Origin of the sequence: Rathayibacter sp. PhB179 (genome assembly GCF_004345345.1) — a bacterium.
GTDB lineage: Bacteria > Actinomycetota > Actinomycetes > Actinomycetales > Microbacteriaceae > Rathayibacter > Rathayibacter festucae.
Window position 1 is genome coordinate 227090 of the sequence record NZ_SLVD01000002.1, and the last position, 21588, is coordinate 248677.

A 21588-nucleotide genomic window follows, 5' to 3' on the forward strand; every position below is an offset into this window, starting at 1 on the left:
CATCAGTACCCGGCGAAGGCGTCGGTGCGGACCTTCTTCGCACCGGCCGAGCGGAGGGCGCCGCGGACGGAGTCGACGAACGCGGGCGAGCCGGAGACGAAGCCGACGCGGCGGGGCGCGTCGGGCACGGCGTCCGCGAGGCGCTCCGCCGTGATCCGTCCGGCGACGTGCGACCAGCCCTCGGGCAGCCGATCCGGCACCTCGGGCGAGACCAGCACGACGCGGGCCCCGGAGGCGCGGAGGAGCTCGCGGTACGCCACGTCCTCCAGCCGGGCGGCCGCGTAGACGACGACCACGTCGCGCTCCGGTCCGGCCGCGATCGCCGTCAGCTGGCTCGCGAACGGCGTGATGCCGATGCCGCCCGCGACCAGGAGCAGCGGTGTCGCCGGGTCGGCGGGCAGCACGAAGTCGCCGCCGACGCTCGTGGCGCGGACCACGGCGCCGGGCTCGAGACCGGCGAGCGCCCGCTTGAAGCTGCTCGCCTTCTCGGGCAGCCGCATGGCCACGGCGATCTCGCCGTCGGCGGGAGCGGAGGCGATGGAGAAGGTGCGGCGGCTCCCCCGGCCGTCGGAGCGGTGCGGCACGTCGAGCTCGAGCCACTGGCCCGCCTCGAAGCGCACCGGCGTCCGCGGAGCGAAGCGGTACTCCGTGATGCCCGGAGCGATGACGCTCGAGGAGCGCAGCTCCAGCGACAGCCGCCGGCGCTGGCCGAAGAAGAACGCGATCGCGTTGCCCGCGACGAGGCCGAGCTCCGGGCTGGCGTGCAGCGGTCCGAGCGAGAACGGGACCGTCGTGAGCAGAGCCGCGACGACGGCCACGATCAGCTGCTGGGAGCGGCGCGGGGCGAGGGTCAGCGGCTCGGTCAGCATGAAGGCGCCGGCGAAGACGAACGGGTACGCGGTCAGGACCAGCGACAGCGCGGCTCCGGGCTCCTGTCCGTTCATCACCGAGTTGAGCACGGAGACGGTTCCGGCGACCGCGATGAAGACGACGACGATCGCCCAGCGGCGCACCCGTGCGACGACGACGAGCGCGCCGAGCAGCACCCACGGCCAGAGCGCGCCGGTGGGCAGCGCCCAGGCCGCGGCGGTCAGCGAACCCGCGAACGGGGTGTCCTGCAGCAGGCCCTGCGCGATGCCGACGATCAGCACCGCGACGGCGGCCGGGTTGAAGAGGTGGCGTCCGCGCCAGACCAGCACGTACTTGGACGCCGCCGCGATCACGCCGATCAGCGCGACGACCAGCAGGGCGCGCGGCTCCGAGGTCGGGAAGAGCAGGAACGCGATCAGCAGTCCGGTCACCAGCGAGGACTCGAGGTGGGCGGGCGAGCCGACCAGCCGGGCGATCAGCCAGGTCGCCCCGGTCGTCGAGACGATCGCCACGACGGCGGTCGCCGCGATCTCGATCGGCGTGAAGAAGATCAGCCCGGCGGCGGAGTAGCCGAGCGCGACCACGAGCAGCGCGGCGAGCGTCAGCCAGACCAGCCGGTACATGGTGATGCGACCGAGGGCGCGATCGAGGGTGCCGATCATCAGAAGACCTCTCCGGGGAAGCGGGGCGAGTAGTGCAGGCCGCCGGCGCTGAGCACGCGGACGAACTCGAAGTCGAAGCGCTCGGCGAGCACCTCGGGCGGGCAGACGAAGAGGGCGGTCGCGAGACCGTCGGCGACGAGGGTGCTGTCGGCGACGACCCAGGTAGCGATGACGGTGTCGACCGGGCGGCCGGTGCGGCCGTCGAGGACGTGGTGCAGCCCGTCGCCCCAGGCCCGGCGGTTGCCGGCCGAGGCGCAGAGCGCGCGCTCGCCCGGCTCGGCGACGCCGATCGCGCGACTCGCGTCGAAGGGGTGCTCGAGGCCGACGCGGTAGGCGCCGACCCCGCGGGCGCGCAGGTCGCCGCTCGCGTCGACGACGGCGCGCTCGACGCCCGCGCTCGCGAGCTCGTGCAGGACGAGGTCGACGAGCTGACCCTTGCCGGCCGCGCCGACGTCGAGCACGACTCCGGCTGCGGTGCGGAGCGTCGCTCCCCCGCCGCCGCGGACCGCGGCCCAGGACGGAGCCGGCGCGACGGGGCCGCGCGGCACCAGAGAGTAGGCCGGGTCGTAGCCGAGCTGCTCGAGGGCGTCGCCGACGAACGGCGTGACGCCGCCCCCGGTCAGCGCGAAGAGCTCGTCGTAGAGGGCGAACAGCTCGACCGCCTCCGCCGGGAAGACGTGCTCGCCGGGCTCGGTCCGAAGGCGCGAGGCGGCGGAGTCGTCGCGGAACCGCGACCAGGTGCGGTCGTAGGCCTCGACGCGCCGCTGGACCCGCTCGCGCACGAGCGCGTCCAGCGGCGCGTCCGTGTCGATCTGCCAGGTGGTGCCGATCGCCTCGAACCGCCAGGCGCTCTCGAGGACGCGCCGGGTCGCGGCCGGCGCGGCGTCAGGGTGCAGAGGTTCAGGCCGCGGCATCGGCCTTGATCGTCTCGACGGCGTCGTTGAAGCCGCCGGAGGTGAGCGAGGAGCCGGAGACCTTGGTCACGTCGAGCTCGTCGAGGCTCTTGCCGACGACCTCGCCCGAGATGCCGCTGGCGAAGCGGGTCTGGTACTCCTGGCCGGTCGGGTTCTCGGACTCGGGGGTCACCGTGACGGCGGTGACGACGCCCGACTCGAGGGTCAGCTCGACGCCGACCGACTCGTTGCCGCCGGGCGAGGTGTAGGACCCGTCGGCCTCGTAGGTGCCGTCGGCGTAGGCGCCGGTCGCGGTGGAGCCGGTCGACGCGGAACCGGTCGACTCGGGGGCGGCGCTGGACGTGGCGGCGGGCGCGCTGGTCGCGGCGGCGCTCGAGCCGGCGTCCTCGGTCCCGGCGGTGGCGGTGCTCGAGCAGGCGGCGAGGGCCGCGAGGGTGCCGGCGCCGGCGAGGAGGGTGAGGGCGTAGCGGACGGGAGTCGTGGTCTTCGCGGTCATGTCTGTTCTCCTGTGTGGGGGTCGGACGCGGCTGTCGTCTCCGACGCTAGGGCCGGGAGCTCGGGGGTTCCGATGAGACGGCTGTGCGGCTCCGATGTCCGGGTCGCGAGGGAAGGCCGTCTCTCCTGTGTCAACGGGCCGGGGACGCGATCGGTTCAGTCCGGCAGTCGATGCCGGCGTTTCAGTTCAGCAGCCGCGCGACGACGCCGGGGAGCTGCTCGGCGATGTCGAGGGCGGCGATCGGCCCGCCTCCGGACGCCGCCGCGCCGGCCTGCGCGTGCAGGACGGCCGCGGCGGCGGCGACCGCCGCGAGATCCTCGTCCCCGAGCGCCGTCCCCCGGCTCTCCGCGTCCGCGGCCCGGCCGGCCAGCAGCGCGCCGAGCACTCCGCCGAGGACGTCCCCGCTGCCCGCCGTGGCGAGCCAGGGCGTCGAGCCGCTGACCTCGTGGGCGGTGCTCCCGGAGACCACGTGCGTGGTGCTGCCCTTGAGCAGCACGCAGACCCGGAAGCGCTCGGCGGTGCGCCGCGCCCAGCCGCTCGCGTCGGCGGCGACCGCGGCCGCGTCGACGTCCACCCCGGCGCGCGAGAGGAGGCCGGCGAGCTCGCGGTAGTGCGGAGTGATGACCACCGGCCCGCGGGCCTCGCCGATCAGGTCGAGCGCGCCCGCGTCGAGCACCACGGGGATCCCCGAGTGCAGCTGCTCGAGCAGCGCGGCGCGCTCGTCCTCCGAGCGGTCGTCCGCGCTCGTCCCGGAGCCGAGGAGCCAGGCCTGCACCCGCCCGGCCGAGGTCACGACCTCGGGACGACGCGCCAGCACGAGGGCGGACGGCCGCTCCGGCCCGAGGTAGCGCACCATGCCCAGCCCGGTGCGCACCGCCGCCTCGACGCCGAGCACCGCCGCCCCCGGGTAGCGCTCGGACCCGGTCGCGATCCCGAGCACCCCGCGGCTGTACTTGTCGTCCTCGGCGCGCGGCACCCGCACAACCAGCGCCGCCTCCGCGAGCCCGAACTCCCTCTGCCCATCCGTCATCCCGCCAGCCTAGGTCGCTCCCCCGACGCCACCCTCTGCGCGATCCACCCGCAGCAGAACGTCGGCAGCCGCGCGCCTGATGACGCCTGGTCTCGATACGCCCTGCGGGCTACTCGACCAGCATGAAAGGCCGCCGCTGCTGCACCCGCAGCCTGCGACGCTGCCGCCGTGAAGCCCAGTCGGCGAAGCCGCTGCCCATCTCAGTCGGCGAAGCCGCTGCCCACTGCAGTCGGCGAAGCCGCTGCCCCCGCAGTCGGCGAAGCCGCTGCCCCCGCCTCATCAGAAGTCGAGGCGCGGGCCGGGGAGGTGGTGATCGCAAGGCGGAGGAGGGAGCGATACCGGCGGTATCGCGACCGACGACAACGCCGCGAGCGCCGCCTCCCCGGCCCGCGCCTCAGCGGCGGGTGGCGTCGTCGACTTCGCCGACCAACTCCTCGATGATGTCCTCGAGGAAGAGGACGCCGGTGGCGCGGCCCTGCTCGTCGAAGGCGCGGGCGAGGTGGGCGCCGGTGCGGCGCATGATCGCGAGGGCGTCCTCGAGGTCGGTGGCCTCGAAGATCGAGGCGAGCTGGCGGATCCGCTTGGCCGGGATGGGCAGGCGGAACTTGGGCCCCTCGGTGTCGCCGTCGAGGTCGAGGACGTCCTTGAGGTGGATGTACCCCTCGGGCTGCCCGTCCTCGCCGAGCACGACGTAGCGCGAGAAGCCGTGCTTCGCGACGGCGCGCTCCACGTCGGCGGGCGAGGCTCCGGCGGGGAGGCTGACGATGCCGTCGAGCGGCAGCGCCACGTCGTGCACCTTCTTCTCGGTGAACTCGAACGCGGCGAGGAGGGTGCCGTTGCTGCGCAGGGTGCCCTCGCGGGTCGACTGGTCGACGATCGTCTGCACCTCCTCGAGCGTGAAAGTGCTGTTCGCCTCGTCCTTCGGCTCGACCCGGAAGAGCCGCAGCACCCCGTTCGAGATCGCGTTGAGCGCGACGATGATCGGGCTGATCACGCGGGCGATCGCGACGAGCGGCGGCGCGAGCAGCAGCACGGCGCGGTCCGGCATCGAGAACGAGATGTTCTTCGGCACCATCTCGCCGAGCACGACGTGCAGGAACGAGACGATCACCAGGGTGATCACGAAGGCGACCGTGCCCGAGAACTCGTCCGGGATGCCGACCGCGTGCAGCGGCACCTCGAGCAGGTGGTGGATCGCCGGCTCGCTGACGTTGAGGATCAGCAGCGAGCACACGGTGATGCCCAGCTGCGTCGTCGCCAGCATCAGGGTGGCGTGCTCCATCGCGGCGAGCGCGGTGATCGCGCTGCGGCGTCCGCTCTCGGCGAGGGGCTCGATCTGGGAGCGGCGCGCGGAGATGACCGCGAACTCCGCTCCGACGAAGAAGGCGTTCGCGGCGAGCAGCACCACGAGCCAGGCGATTCCTGCCCAGTCACTCATGGTCGGCCTCCTGGCGTCCTCGGTGCGGCCGGCCCACGTCGGCGAGCGGGTCGGGGATGCCCTCGCCCGCAGCGTCGGGGTCCGGGGTGAAGCGGAGCCGGTCGATGCGCCGGCCGTCGAGCCGCTCGACGCGGAGCGACCCGCCCTCGACGGGCACCTCGTCGCCGACGGCGGGCAGGCGGCCGAGCTCGCTCATCACGAACCCGGCGACCGTCTCGTACGGCCCCTCCTCGGGGATGACGACGCCGGCGCGGTCGCGCACCTCGTCGGGCCGCAGCATGCCGGGGAAGGTGGTCGAGCCGGGCAGCTTCACGACGTCGGGGCGCGAGCGGTCGTGCTCGTCCGCCACCTCGCCGACGAGCTCCTCCACGAGGTCCTCGAGCGTCGCGACGCCCGCCGTTCCGCCGTACTCGTCGACGACGACGGCGAGCTGGAAGCCGCGGCCGCGCAGCTCGGTGAGCAGCACGTCGAGCTTCATCGTCTCGGGCACGCGGAGCGGCTCCGAGCGCAGGGCGGTGACGGGCACCTCGGAGCGCTTGCCGCGCGGCACCGCGACCGCCTGCTTGACGTGCACGACGCCGACGATGTCGTCGATGTCGTCGTCCGTGATCGGGAAGCGCGAGAGGCCGGTGGTCCGGGCGAGGTCGAGGACGTCCTGGGCGGTGCTGGAGCGCTCGAGCGTGGACAGCCGCAGCCGCGGCGTCATCACGTCGCCCGCGGAGAGCGCGGAGAAGCGGAGGGTGCGCCCGAGCAGGTCGGCCGTGTCCTCCTCGAGCAGTCCGGCGCTCGCGGAGTGGCGCACCAGGCTCGAGAGCTCCTCGGCGCTGCGGGCGCCCGAGAGCTCCTCCTTCGGCTCGATGCCGGCCAGGCGGAGCAGGGCGTTGGCGCTGCCGTTCAGCAGCGCGACGGCGGGGCGGAAGACGGTCGTGAACGCGGTCTGGATCGGCACGACCAGCTTCGCCGTCGCCCGCGGCAGCGCCAGCGCGAAGTTCTTCGGCACCAGCTCGCCGAGGATCATCGACAGCAGCGTCGCGATGACGATCGCGAGCACCGTCATGATCGGCGTCAGCACCTCGTCCGGGATCCCGAGACCGCCGAACGGCACCCGCAGCAGGGTCGAGAGCGCCGGCTCCATCGTGTAGCCGGTGAGCAGCGTCGTCAGCGTGATGCCGAGCTGCGCGCTGGAGAGGTGCGTCGAGGTGACGCGGAGGGCGGCGATCGTCATGCCGAGGCGGGTCTCGCCGCGGTCGCGGCGGGCCTCGAGATCGGCGCGGTCGAGGTTGACCAGCGCGAACTCGCTCGCGACGAACACGCCGGTGCCGAGCGTCAGCAGCAGGCCGACGCCGAGCAGGAGCCACTCAGTGCCCACGGGGATCACCCCCGGTCAGCGGAAGCGGGAGCGGCTGCAGGATCGTGCCCGAGGGGATCGGGGAGATCCGAACGAGCCGGTGCGAGGGCGGATGCGCAGAAGGGGGGTCGTCCATTGTGGCGTCGAGTCTAGCGGCAGCCCGGCTCCGGCAGGGCCGCGCTCAGAGCCACTTCTTGCGCTTGAACACGGCGTAGAGCACGAAGCCGAAGACCAGCATCAGCCCGATCGCCCACGGGTAGCCGAGCCGCCAGTGCAGCTCCGGCATGTCGTCGAAGTTCATGCCGTAGATGCCCGCGACGAGCGTCGGCGCGAACAGGATCGCGGCCCAGGACGAGATCTTCCGCACCACGTCGTTCTGGGCCAGCCCGGTCTCGGTCTGCCGCCGCGAGACCAGCGTCGAGTGCACGGTCAGCGCCTTGTCCAGGATCGCCCGCAGCGCGTCGACGGCCTCCGTCACCCGGATGGTGTGGTCGAGCACGTCGCGGAGCGAGCGGTGCAGCTCGACGTGGTCGAGCGTCGCGTCGGCGCCCGGGGCCGCGTCCGGCGCCTCGGCGAGCTCGCGCAGCAGCGCCGTCAGCGGCTGCACGGAGCGCTGGAAGTGGATGACCTCGCGGGAGAGCCGGTAGATGCGCTCCGAGAGCCCGTCGTCCGAGCCGTCGCCGAAGAGCTGGTCCTCGATCTCGTCGACGTCGCCCTGCACGCCCTGCACCACCGGCGCGTACTCGTCGACGACCTGGTCGAGGATCGCGTAGAGCACCGCCTCCGGTCCGCGGGAGAGCAGCGACGGGTCCCCCTCGAGCCGCTTGCGCACCGCCGCCAGGTCCGGCGAGTCCGCGTGCCGGATGGTGACCACGAAGTCGGGGCCCACGAACACGTGCAGCTCGCCGAAGACGACCGTCTCCGCCGAGTCCACGTAGCGCGCAGGACGGAGCACCACGAAGAGCCCGTCGTCGTAGCGCTCGAGCTTCGCCCGCTGGTGGCCGCTCAGCGCGTCCTCGACGGCGAGCGGGTGCAGCCCGAACTCCTGGGCGACCGCCTCGACCTCCTCGCGGCTCGGGCGGTAGAGCCCGATCCAGGCCATGCCGTGCTCGTCGCGCATCAGCTCGAAGGTGTCCTCGAGCGAGTCGGGGTTCCGGATGCGGTGACCGCCCACGTACACGGCGTTGTCGACGATCGTCATGGGCTCGGTTCTAGCACGCGCGCGCCGGGCACCGGCTGACGGTCACCGGCGAGCGGTCACCAGCTGACCGGCAGCGCCTTGCCCTCCTCGTAGCCCGCCGCCGACTGCAGGCCGACCAGCGCGCGCTCGTGGAACTCGGCGACGCTGCGCGCCCCGGCGTAGGTGAAGGAGGAGCGCACGCCCGAGGTGATCATGTCGAGCAGGTCCTCGAGCGAGGGGCGCAGCGGGTCGAGGTAGATCATCGACGAGGAGATGCCCTCCGCGAAGAGCCGCTTGCGGGCGAGCTCGTAGGCGTCGAGGCGGTCGAAGCGCTCCTGCACGGCCTTGGCCGAGGCCATCCCCCAGCTCTCCTTGTAGATCCGGCCGGCCGCGTCGCTGCGCAGCTCGCCCGGCGCCTCGATCGTGCCGGCGAACCAGGAGCCGATCATCACCGAGGCCGCACCGGCCGCGAGCGCGAGCGCCACGTCGCGCGGGTAGCGCACGCCGCCGTCGGCCCAGACGTGCGCGCCGAGCTCGCGGGCCCGCTCCGCCGTCTCGAGCACCGCGGAGAACTGCGGCCGCCCGACAGCGGTCATCATCCGCGTGGTGCACATCGCGCCCGGGCCGACGCCGACCTTGAGGATGTCCGCGCCCGCGTCGACGAGGTCGTGCACCGCGTCGGCGGTGACGATGTTGCCGGCCGCGATCGGCACGCCGAGCTTCAGCGCGGAGACGGTGCGCAGCGCGCGCAGCATCCCCTCCTGGTGGCCGTGGGCCGTGTCGAGCACGAGCACGTCGACGCCCGCGGCGACGAGGGCGCGCGCCTTGGCCGCGACGTCGCCGTTGATGCCGACCGCCGCGGCGATGCGGAGCCGCCCGTCGGCGTCCAGCGCGGGGTCGTAGATGGTCGAGCGCAGCGCGCCGGTGCGCGAGAGCGTGCCGACGAGCGTGCCGTGGTGCAGCACCGGGGCGAAGTCGAGGTCGGCCGCGACCATCAGGTCGAAGGCGGCGCGCGCGGTGGTGACGTCATCGGCGTCGATCGAGGCGGAGGCGCCGTGCACGAGGTCGCCGAGCCTGGCGTCCTCCAGGGCAGTGGCGAGCCGCGCGGCGGGGACGCAGCCGAGGATCGTGCCGTCCTCCTCCTGCACCACGAAGCCGTGGCCCGCGACGGCCGGGAGGATCGCGAGCGCCTCCTCGACGGTCGTCGACGGCGAGGCGGTGAGCGCCCCGGAGAAGGCGACCGGCTGGTCCTTCACCCAGCGGATCGCCGCGTCGAGCTGCTGCAGCGGCATGTCCTGCGGGAGGACGCCGAGCCCGCCGCGCCGGGCGAGCGTCGCCGCGAGCCGGGGCCCGGTGACCGAGTTCATGTTCGAGGAGACGATCGGGATGCTGGCTCCGGTGCCGTCACCGGGGGCGAGCGACACATCGAGCCGGCTGGTCACGGAGGACCGGCCGGGAACGAGGAAGACGTCCGAGTAGGTGAGGTCGCCGGAGGGTGTTCCACCGTAGAAGCGCATGGAGACGACGCTACTCCGGCCCGGCTGGGGACCTTCGCCGGAGGATCCGGGCTAGGCTTGACGACCGGGACGGGACCGGGCGACGACGCCCAGATGCGTGTCGGATGCGACGGTGCCGTCCGGATGATCGAGAACGAATCAACGGAGAGAGTGGGCGATCGGCTGTGTCGAGCCAGTTGACCGGAGCGGGAACAGATCAGGGCTCGGAGGACTTCGGGGCCAACGAGTGGCTGGTGGAGGAGCTGTACGAGCAGTACAGCGCCGACAAGGCCTCGGTGGACGAGTCCTGGTGGCCGATCCTCGAGCGCTACGGCAAGCAGCTCGGCGGTGCCGCACCCGCCGGCGCGGAGGCCCCCGCGGCCGCCGCCCCCGCCGCCCCGGCGAAGGCGCCCGTCGCCGAGCGCGTGTCGACGAGCGCGGGCGGAGCGGTGAGCCACCCGGCCACCTCGGCGACCAGCACGGCGAAGACCACCTCGAAGCAGCCGAAGGCGCAGCCCATCCCGGCCGACGCGCCCGTGAGCAAGCCGGCCGAGCCCGCCGCCGCCGTGGAGGAGGACGTCGTCTCCCCCCTGCGCGGCATGGCCAAGAGCCTCGCCACGAACATGGACGCGAGCCTGTCGATCCCGACCGCCACCAGCGTCCGCACCATCCCCGCGAAGCTGATGATCGACAACCGCATCGTCATCAACAACCACCTGCGGCGCACCCGCGGCGGCAAGGTGTCGTTCACCCACCTGATCGGCTGGGCGCTGATCCGCGCGCTCAAGGACTTCCCGAGCCAGAACGTCTACTACGACGAGCCGGACGGCAAGCCCTCGGTGGTCGCCCCCGCGCACATCAACCTCGGCATCGCGATCGACATGCCCAAGCCCGACGGCACCCGCGCCCTGCTCGTCCCGAGCATCAAGCGCGCCGACACGCTGAGCTTCACCGCCTACCTCGCCGCCTACGAGGACCTCGTCAAGCGCGCCCGCGGCAACAAGCTCGCCGCCGGCGACTTCGCCGGGACCACCCTCTCGCTGACCAACCCGGGCGGCATCGGGACCGTGCACTCCGTGCCCCGGCTGATGAAGGGCCAGGGCTGCATCATCGGCGCCGGCGCCCTCGAGTATCCGGCGGAGTTCCAGGGCTCGTCCGAGAAGACCCTCGTCGAGCTCGGCATCGGCAAGACGATCACGCTGACCTCGACCTACGACCACCGCGTCATCCAGGGCGCCGGCTCGGGCGAGTTCCTCAAGATCGTGCACGAGCTGCTGCTCGGCAAGCGCGGCTTCTACGAGGACATCTTCTCCGCGCTGCGCATCCCCTACGACCCGATCCACTGGTCGACCGACATCGCCGTCGACCTCGCCGAGCGCGTCTCGAAGACCTCGCGCGTGCAGGAGCTGATCAACTCCTTCCGCGTCCGCGGCCACCTGATGGCCGACGTCGACCCGCTGGAGTACGTCCAGCGCTCGCACCCGGACCTCGCCATCGAGAACCACGGCCTCACCTTCTGGGACCTCGACCGCGAGTTCGTCACCGACGGCTTCGGCGGCTCCCGCCAGCTGAAGCTCCGCGACATCCTCGGCATCCTGCGCGACTCCTACTGCCGCACCGTCGGCGTCGAGTACATGCACATCCAGGACCCGGAGCAGCGCGCCTGGATGCAGCAGAAGCTCGAGCGCGGCTACGAGAAGCCGGGCCACGACGAGCAGCTGCGGATCCTCGGCCGTCTCAACGAGGCCGAGGCGTTCGAGACCTTCCTGCAGACCAAGTACGTCGGCCAGAAGCGCTTCTCGCTCGAGGGCGGCGAGTCGCTGATCGCGCTGCTGGACGCCGTCCTGCAGGGCGCGGCGGACGCGGACCTCGACGAGGTCGCCATCGGCATGGCCCACCGCGGCCGCCTCAACGTGCTGACCAACATCGCCGGCAAGACCTACGGCCAGATCTTCCGCGAGTTCGAGGGCACTCAGGACCCCAAGACAGTCCAGGGCTCGGGCGACGTGAAGTACCACCTCGGCACCGAGGGCACCTTCCGCGGCGCCGGCGGCGAGGAGATCCCCGTCTACCTGGCGGCGAACCCCTCGCACCTCGAGGCCGTCAACGGCGTGCTCGAGGGCATCGTCCGCGCCAAGCAGGACCGCAAGCCGATCGGCACCTTCACCACCCTGCCGATCCTCGTCCACGGCGACGCCGCGATGGCGGGCCAGGGCGTGGTCGTCGAGGGCCTGCAGATGTCCCAGCTGCGGGCGTACCGCACCGGCGGCACGATCCACATCAACATCAACAACCAGGTCGGCTTCACGACCCCGCCGCACGAGGCGCGCACCTCGATCTACTCGACAGACATGGCGAAGACGATCCAGGCGCCGATCTTCCACGTGAACGGCGACGACCCCGAGGCCGTCGTGCACGTCGGCCAGCTCGCGTTCGAGTACCGCCAGCGGTTCAACCGCGACGTGGTCATCGACCTGATCTGCTACCGCCGCCGCGGCCACAACGAGGGCGACGACCCCTCGATGACCCAGCCGCTGATGTACAGCCTGATCGAGGCCAAGCGCTCGGTGCGCAAGCTCTACACCGAGGCGCTCGTCGGTCGCGGCGACATCACCGAGGAGGAGTACGACCGGGCGCACCAGGACTTCCAGGACCGCCTCGAGCGCGCCTTCGCCGAGACGCACGCCGCGCAGACCGGCGCGATCCCGGTGATCAGCGCCGACGGCGACTCCGTGGCCGACCTCGAGCTGCCGGACGCCCAGCAGGGCGAGGACTACCCCGGCGAGCCCGAGGTGACCGGCGTCAAGGCCGAGGTGGTCACCCGCATCGGCGACGCGTTCACCTCGCCGCCCGAGGGCTTCACCGTGCACCCGAAGCTGCAGCAGCTCCTCACCAAGCGCCAGGAGATGAGCCGCTCCGGCTCGATCGACTGGGCGTTCGGCGAGCTGCTCGCGCTGGGCTCGCTGCTGCTCGAGGACACCCCGGTGCGCCTCGTCGGCCAGGACACCCGCCGCGGGACGTTCGTCCAGCGCCACGCGGTGCTGCACGACCGCGAGAACGGCCAGGAGTGGCTGCCGCTGATGAACCTGTCGGACTCGCAGGCCCGCCTGTGGATCTACGACTCGCTGCTCTCGGAGTACGCCGCGATGGCGTTCGAGTACGGCTACTCGGTCGAGCGTCCCGACTCGCTCGTGCTCTGGGAGGCGCAGTTCGGCGACTTCGCGAACGGCGCCCAGATCGTCATCGACGAGTTCATCTCCTCCGCCGAGCAGAAGTGGGGCCAGCGCTCGTCGCTCGTGCTCCTGCTCCCGCACGGCTACGAGGGCCAGGGCCCGGACCACTCCTCCGCCCGCATCGAGCGCTACCTGCAGATGTGCGCGGAGCGGAACATGACCGTCGCGCGCCCGTCGACCCCGGCGTCGTACTTCCACCTGCTGCGCCGCCAGGCGTACTCGCGGCCGCGCCGCCCGCTGGTGGTCTTCACGCCGAAGGCCATGCTGCGCCTGCGCGGGGCGTCGAGCCCGGTCGAGGACTTCACCTCGGGCCGCTTCGAGCCCGTGATCGACGACGCCCGCATCCAGGACGCGTCGGCCGTGACCCGGGTGCTCCTGCACGCCGGCAAGGTGCACTACGACCTCAAGGCCGAGCTGGAGAAGAAGCCGGACGACGGCATCGCGCTGGTCCGCGTCGAGCAGTACTATCCGGCGCCGATCGAGGAGCTGCGCGCGATCGCCGCGCGCTACCCGGACGCGGAGTTCGTCTGGGTGCAGGACGAGCCCGAGAACCAGGGCGCCTGGCCGTTCATCGCGCTGAACGTCGCTCCGCAGCTGGACCGGCCGATCCGCGTCGTCTCGCGCCCGGCCGCGGCCTCCCCCGCCGCGGGCTCGGCGAAGCGGCACGCGTCCGAGCAGGCCGACCTGCTGGGCCGCGCACTGCAGCGCTGACCGACCGACCGGAGCCGCCCCCTCGGCGGCGGCTCCGGCTCGCGGAATCGACTTCGGCTCGTCGGAATCCTCGGATCCGGCGAGCCGGACGTCGTTCCACGAGCCGGACCTCGGCGACCTCTCGCCTCACGAGAGTCCGGCACGCGGAAAGACCTCCGGCTCGCCGGAACGGGCGGCTCCAGCGAGCCGGGCACGTTCCGACGAGCCGGAGGTCGTCGAGCAGGGAGTGCGGAGCGCTAGACCCGCGCCGGAGCCGCCGCGTGGCTCGCCTGCGCATCGCGCAGCATGCCGAGCACCTGGGCGCGGAGGTCCTCCGGCGCCGTCTCCTTGCACGCGCGCTGCACGGCGACGGTCAGCACGACGCCGACCTTCGCCTCACCGGAGCAGTCGGGGCAGTTCGCCATGTGCTCGCGGATGTCGGCGGCGTCCTCCTTGCACAGCTCGTTGTGGAGGTACTCCTCGAGCTCGGCCTTCGCCTTCGTGCAGCCGCAGTCGGTCATTTCGTGCTCCCGGTGGTGAAAGCGGCGCGGATCCCGCGCTCGCGTGCGTAGTCGGTGAGTCGTTCGCGCAGCATGCGCCGGCCGCGGTGCAGCCGGCTCATCACGGTCCCGACGGGGGTCTTCATGATGTCGGCGATCTCCTGGTACGAGAAGCCTTCGACATCGGCGAAGTAGACGGCGAGCCGGAAGTCCTCCGGGATCGCCTGCAGGGCCTCCTTGACGGCGGTGTCGGGGAGGTGGTCGATCGCCTCGGCCTCGGCCGAGCGGCTCGAGGTGGCGGTGGTCGACTCGGCGCCGCCCAGCTGCCAGTCCTCGAGCTCGTCGATCGCGCTCTGGTACGGCTCGCGCTGCTTCTTGCGGTACGAGTTGATGAACGTGTTGGTGAGGATGCGGTAGAGCCACGCCTTGAGGTTCGTGCCCTGCTCGAACTGCTTGAACGCGCCGAACGCCTTCGCGAACGTCTCCTGGACGAGGTCCTGAGCGTCGGAGGGGTTCTTGGTCATCCGCAGGCCGGCCGCGTAGAGCTGGTCGATGAAGGGCAGCGCCTGCTGCTCGAACAGCGCGCGGAGATCGACCGGAGCGTCGGGAGCGGCGTCGTCGAGAGCCTCCTCGACGGTCTCCTCGATCGTCTCGGTCTCCTCGATCGCCTGCGCCTCGTCGGCGGTGCTGGGGCGTGTGCTGTCGTCGCGAGTCATCACACGCGATTCTAGGCCGCGGCGCCGGGAGGCGGCCGGTCGGGCCGGCCGGGGTCGCACGAGGTCGATCGTCGCCGTCATGCCTCGCCCTCCGCCTGATCCTGCCGTCGGTCCGTTCGCCGACTACTCTGACAACCGATGGTCTTCTCGCGTTATTCCGCTCCCGAGTTCGATCCGTACGGCGACGCCCGCGCGCTCCCCGGCGAGGAGGACTGGTCCGCGCCGTCCGCCGCCGGCGCCCTCGACGCCGTGGTCGAGCTGCCCGGCTCCAAGTCGCTGACCAACCGCGAGCTCGTCCTCGCCGCTCTGGCCGACGCTCCGTCCGTGCTGCGCGCACCGCTGCACTCGCGCGACAGCGCCCTGATGATCGAGGGCCTGCGCTCGCTCGGCACGACGATCCGCGAGGAGGGCGCCACCGGCTCCTTCGGCGCCGACCTCGTCGTCGAGCCGGCCGAGGAGCTCTTCGGCTCCACGACGATCGACTGCGGCCTGGCCGGAACGGTGATGCGCTTCCTGCCGCCGCTCGCCGGGCTCGCGCTCGGGCCGACCACCTTCGACGGCGACGCCTACGCCTACAAGCGGCCGATGGGCGCGACCATCGCCTCCCTCCGCTCGCTCGGCGTCGACGTGGCGGACGACGGGCGCGGCTCGCTCCCCTTCACCGTGCACGGCTCCGGCTCGATCCGCGGCGGCGACGCCGTGGTCGACGCCACCCGCTCGAGCCAGTTCGTCTCGGCCCTGCTCCTCGCCGGGGCCCGGTTCGACGAGGGCCTGCGCCTGACGCACGAGGGCGGCGCGCTGCCGAGCCAGCCGCACATCGACATGACGATCGCCGCCCTCGCGGCCCGCGGCGTGAGCGTCGACGCCTCGACCCCCGGCACCTGGACGATCGCGCCGCAGCGGATCGCCGGTGCCGAGGTCCTGATCGAGCCCGACCTCTCCAACGCCGCGCCGTTCCTGGCCGCCGCACTCGTCACCGGCGGCACCGTCCGCCTCCGGCACTGGCCGGCCGAGACCACCCAGGTCGGCGCGCACCTCGAGCGGATCCTGCCGCTGTTCGGCGCGAGCGTCGAGCGCGACGGCGAGGACCTCGTCGTCCGCGGCGGGGACGAGATCCTCGGCGTCGAGCTCGACCTCTCGGAGGGCGGCGAGCTCGCCCCCGCGCTCGCGGCCCTCGCCGCGCTCGCGAGCGGCCCGAGCACGCTGACCGGCATCGGCCACATCCGCCACCACGAGACCGACCGCCTCGCCGCGCTCGCCGCCGAGATCAACGGCCTCGGCGGCTCCGTCACCGAGCTGGAGGACGGTCTGCGGATCGAGCCCGCGCCGCTGCACGGCGGCCGCTGGCGCACCTACTCCGATCACCGCATGGCCCACGCCGGTGCGCTGATCGGCCTGGTCGTCCCCGGCGTCGCGATCGAGGACATCGCGACGACCTCGAAGACCCTGCCGCAGTTCCCCGAGCTCTGGACCGCACTCGCGGGCGGGGTCTGACCCGTGTCGTGGTGGACGGACAGCGGCCTCGACGCCGACGGAGTGCTCGACGACTTCGACGGCTACGACGAGTCGGACGCGCGAGTGCGGCCGAACCCCAAGGGCACCAAGCCGCGGACGAAGAACCGGCCGGCCTACGAGGACGCCGAGATCGCGATGGTCCTCGGCGTCGACCGCGGCCGCTACACGGTGATGATCGGCGACGGCACCCCGGAGGAGCACGAGTTCACGGCGGCGCGCGCCCGCGAGCTGCGCAAGCAGGCGATCGTCCCCGGTGACCGCGTCGACGTGGTCGGCGACTCCAGCGGCGACGAGGGCACCCTCGCCCGCATCGTCCGGATCCGCGAGCGCTCGACGCTGCTGCGCCGCAGCGCCGACGACACCGACGCGATCGAGCGGGTGATCGTCGCCAACGCCGACCAGATGGTGTGCGTGGTGGCCGCCGCCGATCCGGAGCCGCGCACCCGGCTGGTCGACCGCTACCTGGTCGCCGCCTTCGACGCCGGCATCACCCCGATGCTCTGCATCACCAAGACCGACCTCGCCGACCCCGCGCCGTTCCTGCGCAACTTCGAGGGCCTCGACCTCCGCGTCTTCCTCTCCAGCCAGGACGAGCCGCCCGTCGACGAGATCGCCGAGGCGCTGCTCGGCCACGAGACCGTCGTGGTGGGCCACTCCGGAGTCGGTAAGTCGACGCTCGTGAACAAGCTCGTCCCCGACGCGCACCGGGCGATCGGCCGGGTGAACACGGTGACCGGGCGCGGCCGGCACACCTCCTCCTCCACCGTCTCGCTGCGCGTCGAGCGCGGCGACCGGCACGGCTGGGTGATCGACACCCCGGGCGTGCGCTCCTTCGGCCTCGGCCACGTGAACACCGACAACATCCTCGGCGCCTTCACGACGCTCGCCGTGCTCGCCGAGGACTGCCCGCGCGGCTGCACGCACCTCCCCGACTCCCCCGACTGCGCGATCATCGAGGCCGTCGAGGGCGGGCTGCTCGGCGCGAGCGGGCCGGAGCGCCTCGACTCGCTCCAGCGCCTCCTGACCACCTTCGCCACCACCGACGGAAGCAGACGATGACCGACACCGCCCTCCCCCCGATCCCCGTCGACGAGCGCCTCGCCGCGGGCGACGCCGCCCCGGACTTCACGCTGCCGGATCAGGACGGCCGACCCGTCGCCCTCGAAAGCCTGCGCGGCCGCCGCGTCATCCTCTTCTTCTACCCGCAGGCCGACACCCCCGGCTGCACGACCGAGGCGTGCGACTTCCGCGACAGCACCGCGGCCCTGCAGGCGGCCGGCTACGAGGTGCTCGGCGTCTCGCGGGACACCCCGGAGGCGCTGCGCCGCTGGGCCGACGAGCACGGCCTCGCCTACCCGCTGCTGAGCGACCCGGACATGGCCGTGCACCGCGCCTACGGCGTCTGGGGCGAGAAGAACAGCTACGGCAAGACGGTCGTCGGCGTGCTCCGGTCGACCTTCGTCGTCGGACCCGAGGGCGCCCTCGAGTTCGCCCAGTACAACGTGCGCGCCACCGGCCACGTGCAGGCGCTGCGCAAGAAGCTCAAGCTGGCCTGATCCGCCGGGTCTCGATACGCCGCCTCCGGCGGCTACTCGACCAGCATGCATTGCAGCCGCCCGCCCCTTCGGGCGATCCATGCAGGGCACCCGCCCGCCGTTTCGGTGATCCATGCAAGGCGGCCGCCCGCCATCCTGGCGGTACATGCTGATCGAGTAGCCCGCGCAGCGGGCGTATCGAGATCCGCCGGCGGCTAGAAGCCCTCGTTGAAGCGAGGGGCGTAGTCGGCGCCGAGGGCGTCGAGCTCGTCGGCCGTCAGCTCGACGTCGACGGAGGCGACCGCGTCCTCGAGGTGCTGCATCTTCGTCGCGCCGACGATCGGCGCGGTGACCGCCTCCTGCTGGCGCACCCAGGCGAGGGCGACCTGCGCGCGCGGGACGCCGCGCTCGGCCGCGATCCGCTCGACCGTGCCCGCCGTGCGGCGGTCGGCCTCCTCCTGCTGGTGGTAGAGCGTCTTGCCGTAGAGATCGGTCTCGGTGCGCGACGTGGTCGCGTCCCAGTCGCGGGTGAGGCGCCCGCGGGCCAGCGGCGACCACGGGATCACTCCGACGCCCTGGTCGAGGCAGAACGGGTGCAGCTCGCGCTCGTCCTCGCGCTGGATCAGGTTGTACTGGTCCTGCATCGAGACGAAGCGGGTCCAGCCGCCGAGGTCGGCGGTGTACTGCGCCTTCGCGAACTGCCACGCCCACATGCTCGACGCGCCGATGTAGCGCGCCTTGCCGGAGCGGACGACGTCGTGCAGAGTCTCCATCGTCTCCTCGATCGGGACCTGCGGGTCCCAGCGGTGGATCTGGTAGAGGTCGACGTAGTCGGTGCCGAGGCGGCGGAGGCTGTCGTCGATCGCGCTGAGGATGTGCCGACGCGAGAGCCCGCCACCGTTCGCGCCCGGGCGCATCGTGCCGTGCACCTTGGTCGCGATGACGACCTCCTCGCGGACGGCGAAGTCCGCCAGCGCCCGGCCGACGAACTCCTCGCTCGTGCCGTCGGAGTAGACGTCGGCGGTGTCGAAGGTGGTGATGCCGAGCTCGAGCGCCCGGCGGAGGAAGGGCCGCGACTCCTCCTCCCCCATGCTCCAGCCGTGCGCACCGCGGTCGGGCGCGCCGAAGCTCATGCAGCCGAGGATGATCGGGGAGACCTGGAGGCCGCTGAGGCCGAGTCGGGTGGAGTCCATCCTCCGACGCTAGCCCAGTGACGCCGGCGCGGGGCGGCCGGCTCGGTGACGCTAGCCCAGCCCGGGGTCGCGGCGGGTGGCGGCGACCGTGCTCGGCAGGAAGAGCAGCACCACGGCCAGCAGGGCCGGCGCCAGCAGCGCCCAGCCGATGTCCGGCACGGCGTACTGCCCCTGGAACGCGCCGAGGGCGACGGCCATCATCACCAGCTGGATCGTCAGGGCGGAGGCGCGGATCCAGCTGCGGCGCCGGGCGGTGCCGACGGTCGTCGCGGCGACCCAGGCCAGGGCGATGAAGGAGAGCGCGACGATCGCGATCCCGCCGCCGATGGAGCCGGCCCGGGTGGTGAGGAGCTCGATCACGAGCCACCCCGTGATGCACGCCACGGCAGCGGTCTCCAGCGCCAGAACAGCGACCAGGAGGAGCAGGCCGAGGGGCCGCCGGCCGCTTCCCGGCCTGGTCGGAGGCCGGTTCCCGTCCATGATCACAGCTGCATCCCATCCAGCACTCTTGATTCGAGCCTGCCTCCGTGACAGGCTAGTGCAGTTCGTTTCACCGCTCACAGGGTCGTGGGTTACCGCCGATGTGAACACCCCGATCCTGCCGTGCCGAGAGGCATGCGTGCGAGCGGGGCGATCTGTCGGGAAGAACCGAGCACCGTCCGGTCCCGCACCCGAACCGCCTTGCGCAGCTGCGCAGGGTCTCGTGGCGTGCGCCGGTTCGGGCGCCCGGTGCATACCGATGGTCCAGGCCGTCGGTGTGACTCGATCATCCCACCCGAACACTGCGTGGTTCCTCCACGCACGCTGTCACACAAGGAGCACCCGCATGGACTGGCGCGACAAGGCCGCTTGCCTCACCGCTGACCCCGAGCTTTTCTTCCCGGTCGGCAACACCGGACCCGCGGTCGACCAGATCGAGAAGGCGAAGACCGTCTGCGGTCGCTGCACCGTCACCGAGGTCTGCCTGCAGTACGCCCTCGAGACCGGTCAGGACTCGGGCGTCTGGGGCGGCCTCAGCGAGGACGAGCGCCGCGCCCTCAAGCGCCGCGCCGCCCGCGCCCGCCGCGCCTCGTAGCGCCGGCACCGGGACCGCCCGGCACCGCACGACCCCGGCCCCCGCTCGCCCTCCGGTAGCGGGGGTCGCGTCGTTCCCGGAGACGCCCGGCGGGAGCCGCACCCGCGGGATCGGACCGGTCCGGCTCAGACCCGCGGGCCCTTCAGCCAGCGCAGCGGCACCTCGATGGTCACCTCGGTGCCGCGGCCGACCAGCGTGTGCCAGTCGATCGTGCCGCCGAGCTCGCCCTGGATCAGAGTGCGCACGATCTGCGTGCCCAGACCCGAGCCGACCTTGCCCTCCGGCAGTCCGACGCCGGTGTCGCGCACCTTGACGGTGAGCTCGTCGTCGCCGCGGGTCGCGACGATCTCGACGTCGCCCTCCCGGCCGGCGAGGCCGTGCTCGACCGCGTTGGTGACCAGCTCGGTCAGCGCGAGGGCGAGCGGAGTGGCGTACTCGCTCGGCAGGTCGCCGAAGCTGCCGGTGAAGGTGGGGTGCACGGTGGTGTTGTGCGTCGAGGCGACCTCGGCGATCAGCAGCAGCACCCGGTCGAACACCGCGTCGAAGTCGACGTTCTGCGCGAGCCCCTCGGAGAGGGTGTCGTGCACGACCGCGATCGCCGCGACGCGGCGCATCGCCTGCGTCAGCGCCTCGCGGGCGAGATCGGAGTGGGTGCGCCGGGCCTGGATCCGCAGCAGCGACGCGACGGTCTGCAGATTGTTCTTCACCCGGTGGTGGATCTCGCGGATCGTCGCGTCCTTGGTGATCAGCTCCCGCTCCTGGTGGCGCAGCTCGGTCACGTCGCGGCAGAGCACGACGGCGCCGACGCGCTCCCCGCGGTCGCGGATCGGGATCGCGCGCAGCGAGACGGTGACCCCGCGCGCCTCGATGTCGGTGCGCCAGGGCGCGCGGCCGGTCACGACCAGCGGCAGCGACTCGTCGATGACGACCTTGCCGGCGACCAGGCCCGTGGTGACCTCGGCGAGCGACTCGCCCTCGAGCTCGTCCGCGAAGCCGATGCGGTTGAACGCCGACAGCGCGTTCGGGCTGGCGAAGGTCGTGATCCCGTCCACGTCGAGGCGGATCAGGCCGTCGGAGGCGCGCGGGGCGCCGCGACGCGGCCCGGTCGGCGCGCCGAGGTCGGGGAAGTCGCCCGAGGCGATCATCGAGAAGAGGTCGTTCGCGCAGTCGTTGAAGGTCAGCTCCTGGCGGCTGGGCGTGCGCGTCTCGCTGAGGTTGGTGTGCCGGGTGACGACCGCGATCGGCTGATCGGTGGTCGCGCTGTCGGAGCCGCCGAGGCGCCGGATGACCGGCACGGCGCGCACGCGGGTGGGCGTCTCCTCGAACCAGTCCGGGGCCGAGGTGTCGACGATGCGGGCGCTCTCGAAGGCCTCGGCGACCTGGGCGCGCCACTCCGCCTTGATCTTCTGCCCGACGAAGTCGCGGTAGAAGAGCGTCGCCGCACTCGAGGGCCGGGCGTGCGCGACCGCGACGAAGCCGCCCTCGGCGGTCGGCACCCAGAGCACGATGTCCGCGAAGGCGAGGTCGGCGAGGAGCTGGAGGTCGCCGACGAGGAGGTGCAGCCATTCGACGTCCGCGTCCGTGGAGCGGCCGTGGGAGAGGACGAGATCACTGAGGGTCGACACCCGACAAGCCTAGGTCCCGTCATCGCGCGCACCGCACCTGCGGTGCCCCGCGCCCGGTTATCCACAGTCCGG

The 21588-nt window shown here is 72.5% G+C and carries 18 protein-coding genes; 5 read left to right on the top strand and 13 right to left on the bottom strand.

Annotated features, from left to right (window positions below):
- Positions 1-2: 2 nt before the first annotated feature.
- From EDF43_RS04805 to EDF43_RS04840, 8 genes are all read right to left on the bottom strand, one after another.
- Positions 3-1532, bottom strand: coding sequence for an RnfABCDGE type electron transport complex subunit D (locus tag EDF43_RS04805; RefSeq protein ID WP_132435820.1), 1530 nt, complete (start codon positions 1530-1532; stop codon positions 3-5).
- Entirely contained in the window at positions 1532-2446 is a 915-nt protein-coding gene (locus EDF43_RS04810; RefSeq protein ID WP_132435821.1) for an FAD:protein FMN transferase, read from the bottom strand. Before EDF43_RS04810 ends, EDF43_RS04805 begins: the two co-directional genes overlap by 1 nt.
- Positions 2433-2942, bottom strand: coding sequence for an FMN-binding protein (locus EDF43_RS04815; protein ID WP_132435822.1), 510 nt, complete (start codon positions 2940-2942; stop codon positions 2433-2435). Before EDF43_RS04815 ends, EDF43_RS04810 begins: the two co-directional genes overlap by 14 nt.
- A 181-nt stretch (positions 2943-3123) precedes the next feature.
- A complete protein-coding gene (locus EDF43_RS04820) occupies positions 3124-3972 on the bottom strand; it encodes an ADP/ATP-dependent (S)-NAD(P)H-hydrate dehydratase (protein ID WP_132435823.1) in 849 nt (282 codons plus the stop codon).
- A 394-nt stretch (positions 3973-4366) separates the two neighbouring features.
- Positions 4367-5410, bottom strand: a complete 1044-nt coding sequence (locus EDF43_RS04825) for a hemolysin family protein (protein WP_123444413.1) — start codon at positions 5408-5410, stop codon at positions 4367-4369.
- Positions 5403-6779 (bottom strand): hemolysin family protein, encoded by a 1377-nt coding sequence (locus EDF43_RS04830; RefSeq protein ID WP_243582421.1) that lies wholly within the window; start codon positions 6777-6779, stop codon positions 5403-5405. The genes EDF43_RS04825 and EDF43_RS04830 overlap by 8 nt, the downstream gene beginning before the upstream one ends.
- A 160-nt stretch (positions 6780-6939) precedes the next feature.
- Positions 6940-7959, bottom strand: coding sequence for a magnesium/cobalt transporter CorA (corA, locus tag EDF43_RS04835; protein ID WP_132435824.1), 1020 nt, complete (start codon positions 7957-7959; stop codon positions 6940-6942).
- Between the two features lie 56 nt (positions 7960-8015).
- Positions 8016-9455 (bottom strand): GuaB1 family IMP dehydrogenase-related protein, encoded by a 1440-nt coding sequence (locus EDF43_RS04840; RefSeq protein WP_132435825.1) that lies wholly within the window; start codon positions 9453-9455, stop codon positions 8016-8018.
- A gap of 164 nt (positions 9456-9619) precedes the next feature.
- On the opposite strand from EDF43_RS04840, the gene EDF43_RS04845 reads away from it, so the two are divergent.
- Positions 9620-13378 (top strand): multifunctional oxoglutarate decarboxylase/oxoglutarate dehydrogenase thiamine pyrophosphate-binding subunit/dihydrolipoyllysine-residue succinyltransferase subunit, encoded by a 3759-nt coding sequence (locus tag EDF43_RS04845; RefSeq protein ID WP_207901630.1) that lies wholly within the window; start codon positions 9620-9622, stop codon positions 13376-13378.
- A gap of 236 nt (positions 13379-13614) precedes the next feature.
- Here EDF43_RS04845 and EDF43_RS04850 read toward each other — a convergent pair whose 3' ends face one another.
- Entirely contained in the window at positions 13615-13878 is a 264-nt protein-coding gene (locus tag EDF43_RS04850; RefSeq protein ID WP_123444408.1) for a zf-HC2 domain-containing protein, read from the bottom strand.
- Positions 13875-14573 (bottom strand): sigma-70 family RNA polymerase sigma factor, encoded by a 699-nt coding sequence (locus tag EDF43_RS04855; RefSeq protein ID WP_123702688.1) that lies wholly within the window; start codon positions 14571-14573, stop codon positions 13875-13877. Before EDF43_RS04855 ends, EDF43_RS04850 begins: the two co-directional genes overlap by 4 nt.
- Positions 14574-14711: 138 nt before the next feature.
- Here EDF43_RS04855 and aroA point away from each other — a divergent pair, with 138 nt between their 5' ends.
- The 3 genes from aroA to bcp are packed head-to-tail and all read left to right on the top strand — an operon-like array spanning position 14712 to position 17644.
- The gene (gene aroA, locus EDF43_RS04860) at positions 14712-16067 is read left to right on the top strand and encodes a 3-phosphoshikimate 1-carboxyvinyltransferase (RefSeq protein ID WP_132435827.1); all 1356 of its coding nucleotides are present in this window, start codon (positions 14712-14714) and stop codon (positions 16065-16067) included.
- 3 nt (positions 16068-16070) lie between these two features.
- A complete protein-coding gene (gene rsgA, locus EDF43_RS04865) occupies positions 16071-17147 on the top strand; it encodes a ribosome small subunit-dependent GTPase A (RefSeq protein WP_173250401.1) in 1077 nt (358 codons plus the stop codon).
- On the top strand, positions 17144-17644 hold the full coding sequence (bcp, locus tag EDF43_RS04870; RefSeq protein WP_132435828.1) for a thioredoxin-dependent thiol peroxidase: 501 nt from the start codon (positions 17144-17146) through the stop codon (positions 17642-17644). Before rsgA ends, bcp begins: the two co-directional genes overlap by 4 nt.
- Positions 17645-17838: 194 nt before the next feature.
- On the opposite strand, the gene EDF43_RS04875 is transcribed toward bcp, so the two are convergent.
- On the bottom strand, positions 17839-18816 hold the full coding sequence (locus EDF43_RS04875) for an aldo/keto reductase (protein WP_132435829.1): 978 nt from the start codon (positions 18814-18816) through the stop codon (positions 17839-17841).
- Between the two features lie 51 nt (positions 18817-18867).
- Entirely contained in the window at positions 18868-19200 is a 333-nt protein-coding gene (locus tag EDF43_RS04880) for a hypothetical protein (RefSeq protein WP_243646234.1), read from the bottom strand.
- A 442-nt stretch (positions 19201-19642) separates the two neighbouring features.
- Here EDF43_RS04880 and EDF43_RS04885 point away from each other — a divergent pair, with 442 nt between their 5' ends.
- Entirely contained in the window at positions 19643-19891 is a 249-nt protein-coding gene (locus EDF43_RS04885; RefSeq protein ID WP_056045195.1) for a WhiB family transcriptional regulator, read from the top strand.
- A 125-nt stretch (positions 19892-20016) separates the two neighbouring features.
- Here the strand turns inward: EDF43_RS04885 and EDF43_RS04890 are convergent, their stop codons facing one another.
- Complete coding sequence (locus tag EDF43_RS04890) at positions 20017-21516, bottom strand: PAS domain-containing sensor histidine kinase (protein ID WP_123702681.1); 1500 nt, start codon at positions 21514-21516, stop codon at positions 20017-20019.
- Positions 21517-21588: the final 72 nt, after the last annotated feature.

What these genes read in the sequence shown, in the direction of transcription:
- EDF43_RS04805 (WP_132435820.1), bottom strand. Translation starts at nt 1,532, where the DNA reads ATGATCGGCACCCTCGATCGCGCCCTCGGTCGCATCACCATGTACCGG.
- EDF43_RS04810 (WP_132435821.1), bottom strand. Translation starts at nt 2,446, where the DNA reads ATGCCGCGGCCTGAACCTCTGCACCCTGACGCCGCGCCGGCCGCGACC.
- EDF43_RS04815 (WP_132435822.1), bottom strand. Translation starts at nt 2,942, where the DNA reads ATGACCGCGAAGACCACGACTCCCGTCCGCTACGCCCTCACCCTCCTC.
- EDF43_RS04820 (WP_132435823.1), bottom strand. Translation starts at nt 3,972, where the DNA reads ATGACGGATGGGCAGAGGGAGTTCGGGCTCGCGGAGGCGGCGCTGGTT.
- EDF43_RS04825 (WP_123444413.1), bottom strand. Translation starts at nt 5,410, where the DNA reads ATGAGTGACTGGGCAGGAATCGCCTGGCTCGTGGTGCTGCTCGCCGCG.
- corA (WP_132435824.1), bottom strand. Translation starts at nt 7,959, where the DNA reads ATGACGATCGTCGACAACGCCGTGTACGTGGGCGGTCACCGCATCCGG.
- EDF43_RS04840 (WP_132435825.1), bottom strand. Translation starts at nt 9,455, where the DNA reads ATGCGCTTCTACGGTGGAACACCCTCCGGCGACCTCACCTACTCGGAC.
- EDF43_RS04850 (WP_123444408.1), bottom strand. Translation starts at nt 13,878, where the DNA reads ATGACCGACTGCGGCTGCACGAAGGCGAAGGCCGAGCTCGAGGAGTAC.
- EDF43_RS04855 (WP_123702688.1), bottom strand. Translation starts at nt 14,573, where the DNA reads ATGACTCGCGACGACAGCACACGCCCCAGCACCGCCGACGAGGCGCAG.
- aroA (WP_132435827.1), top strand. Translation starts at nt 14,712, where the DNA reads ATGGTCTTCTCGCGTTATTCCGCTCCCGAGTTCGATCCGTACGGCGAC.
- bcp (WP_132435828.1), top strand. Translation starts at nt 17,144, where the DNA reads ATGACCGACACCGCCCTCCCCCCGATCCCCGTCGACGAGCGCCTCGCC.
- EDF43_RS04875 (WP_132435829.1), bottom strand. Translation starts at nt 18,816, where the DNA reads ATGGACTCCACCCGACTCGGCCTCAGCGGCCTCCAGGTCTCCCCGATC.
- EDF43_RS04885 (WP_056045195.1), top strand. Translation starts at nt 19,643, where the DNA reads ATGGACTGGCGCGACAAGGCCGCTTGCCTCACCGCTGACCCCGAGCTT.